The sequence below is a fragment of the Falsiroseomonas oryzae genome, from assembly GCF_027856955.1.
GTDB classification, from domain to species: Bacteria; Pseudomonadota; Alphaproteobacteria; order Acetobacterales; family Acetobacteraceae; genus Falsiroseomonas; species Falsiroseomonas oryzae.
Window position 1 is genome coordinate 1 of sequence record NZ_JAPSMD010000668.1, and the last position, 2,098, is coordinate 2,098.

The window sequence follows — 2,098 nt, forward strand, 5'->3', positions numbered from 1 at the left end:
CCGACCAGCGCGGTCACGCGCACCACGCCGGGGTCGCGCCCGAACAGCAGGCGCAGCAGCCGCGCCAGCCGCGGCTGCGGCTCCACCGCCACCGCGCGCGCTCCCAGGCGCCGGAAACTCGCCGTGCGGTCGCCGACATGCGCGCCCACGTCGAAGCCCAGCTCGCCCGGGCCGAGGAAGCGTGCCTGGAAGGCGTCCAGCGCCGCCGCGCGACCCGGCGCGTAGTAGGTGCGCAGCGATTTCGCGATGGCTGCTGACGTGCTCATGCGAAGACGACCGCCGCCCCGCCCGCATGCTCCGGCGGCACCATGAAGCCCCCTGGGAAACCCGCACCGCCCGGCATGTCGCGCAGCGGCAGGTGCGCCAGCAGCGCGCGCGCGGACGCCGCCTTGTCGGCGGTGCGGATCACCATCCCCGCCATGAAGGGCAGCGCCGGCGCCGTCACGCCGGGCAGCGCGCGCGGCAGCGCCTCCTGCGGCAGGATGCGGATCACCGTCTCCATCCGCGGGCTGTCCGGGCCCGCCGCACGCGCGCCGCCGGGCAGGCGCAGGCGGAAGCCGGCCAGGCTGTCCGGCTCGGCCGGCAGGCCCGAGAGACGTGCCAGGCGCACCGTCGTCTCCGCCGGGTCGGCGCTGGCCAGGATGGCGCTCTCCAGCGCCTCGGCGCCGTTGCGGTGGCCCATCCAGCGCGCGTCCCAGACCAGCTCCGGCGTCAGGTGCTGCACCAGCTGCACGCGGCCTTCCGGCGCATCCGGGAAGGGCAACCGGGCGAAGCGCGCGATCGGGCCGCCCGGCTCCACCGGCCGCTGCAGCCAGGCGATGCCGGGGATGTCGAGGCCCCCGCGCCGCAGGCGCGCCAGGTTCGCCTCCGCGTCGTCCATCGCCAGCGCCAGGATATGCGCCCCGGCGTAGCGTGCGACGAAGCGGTCCACGCCGTTGGCGAACAGCATCGGGTCGGCGATGCCGAGCAGCTCGATATAGCCGTGCCGCAGGAAGGCGCAGCGGTTCACCGTGCCGAAGGGCTCTACCGGCGCATCGGGCGTGCGCCGCCCGGATTGCTGCGCGACGGGCGACAGCGCGAAGCCCAGCGCCTCCCACGCCGCCCAGAGCGGCGCCGGATCGCGCGTGCAGAGCCCGACATGGTCGAGCGCGAGGGCCGTGTTCACGCGCGCCTCAACCGGCCGGGTTCTCGTATTTGTCCAGCAGCCAATCCGCCGGCTCGGCCGCCGCCTCGTCGTACCAGCGCGTCACAAGCGGATGCGCGCGCACGGCGCGGCAATAGGCCAGCGTCTCGTCGGTCAGCTCCGGCTGCCAGGTCAGGAAGCGCGTGACGACCGGCGCGTACATCGCATCCGCCAGGGTGAACATCCGGCCGAACAGGAAGGGCCCGCCATGCGCCTCCAGCGCCTCGGCCCAGATCGCCTGCACGCGGGCGATGTCGGCCAGCGCCTCCGGCGTGCGGCCGCGGCCCGGGAAGGTGCGGCCCAGGTTCATCGGCATCGCCATGCGCAGCCCGCGGAAGCCGGCATGCATCTCCGCCGCGATCGCCCGCGCATGGGCGCGCGACACGCGGTCCGCCGGCCACAGCGTCGGCACCAGCTCGGCGCAGTATTCCGCGATGGCGATGCTCTCCCACATGCGGGCGCCGAGGTGCTCGAGGTAGGGCACCATCCCGTTGGGCGAGATCGCCTTGATCGCCGCCGTGCCGCCGCCGCCGGCCAGCGGCACCACCACCTCGTCCACGTCCAGCCCGGCCATATGCACCATCAGCCAGCCGCGCAGGCTCCAGGAGGAGTAGCGCTTGGTCCCGATCACCAGCCTGCCTTCGGCCATGGGAGTCCTCCTTGCGACGGGCGCGGCTTATGGCACGGCGGCCCGCGCCCGTCACACGCCCCGTCGCGCCTCCCGCAAGCCGCCCCTGGGCGCCTTCCGGCCCGCCGCCGCAGGGTCTAAGGGGAGGGCACGATGGCGGCGACGGCGCGGGACCGGATCCTTCTCAACACGGGGCTCGACGCCGCGGTGGCGGCGCTGGCCGTGCCGGTCGCGCTGTGGCTGGCCGCGCCCGGTGCCTGGCCGCCCGCCGCCTGGTGGGCGCTCGG

At 75.3% G+C, this 2,098-nt stretch carries 2 protein-coding genes and 1 pseudogene; all 3 read right to left on the bottom strand.

The genetic code is table 11. The features are described from left to right. Window positions 1–266: pseudogene (locus tag OZN99_RS30360) on the bottom strand (FkbM family methyltransferase); the annotation flags it as partial. After that, on the bottom strand, window positions 263–1,165 hold the full coding sequence (locus OZN99_RS30365) for a VOC family protein (RefSeq protein ID WP_270938940.1): 903 nt from the start codon (window positions 1,163–1,165) through the stop codon (window positions 263–265). The gene OZN99_RS30365 and the pseudogene OZN99_RS30360, both read right to left, overlap by 4 nt. Window positions 1,166–1,172: 7 nt before the next feature. Continuing rightward, the gene (locus OZN99_RS30370; RefSeq protein ID WP_270938941.1) at window positions 1,173–1,832 is read right to left on the bottom strand and encodes a glutathione S-transferase family protein; all 660 of its coding nucleotides are present in this window, start codon (window positions 1,830–1,832) and stop codon (window positions 1,173–1,175) included. Between the last annotated feature and the right edge of the window lie 266 nt (window positions 1,833–2,098).